This is a genomic window from Bacillus sp. SIMBA_008 (genome assembly GCF_046535495.1).
GTDB lineage: Bacteria > Bacillota > Bacilli > Bacillales > Bacillaceae > Bacillus > Bacillus subtilis.
On record NZ_JAWRWL010000781.1, the window covers coordinates 1 to 257 of the forward strand.

Below are 257 nucleotides of genomic sequence, written 5' to 3' on the forward strand. Positions count from 1 at the left end.
CTGGCATTTCTTCGTAGACAGGCTCACATTTCGCTAGTTCCTTTAGACTTGCTGGGAATTCTTCTGTGATTTCTCCGTTCAATTTATAAGCGACACAGATTTTCAATGTTTCAATCCCTGTCAATACATCAATTGAGTTAAGAGATAGATCTGTAATCCCGCTCACACGGCGAGCATGGCGGACAACCACACTGTCAAACCAGCCAACACGGCGCGGGCGTCCAGTTGTTGTACCGTATTCACGGCCAACCTCACGG

Annotated in this window: 1 protein-coding gene; it reads right to left on the bottom strand. The window is 47.5% G+C overall.

Annotated features, from left to right (window positions below):
* On the bottom strand, positions 1-257 hold a 257-nt coding region (locus tag SB658_RS25430), incomplete at both ends, for an adenylosuccinate synthetase (RefSeq protein ID WP_410603215.1).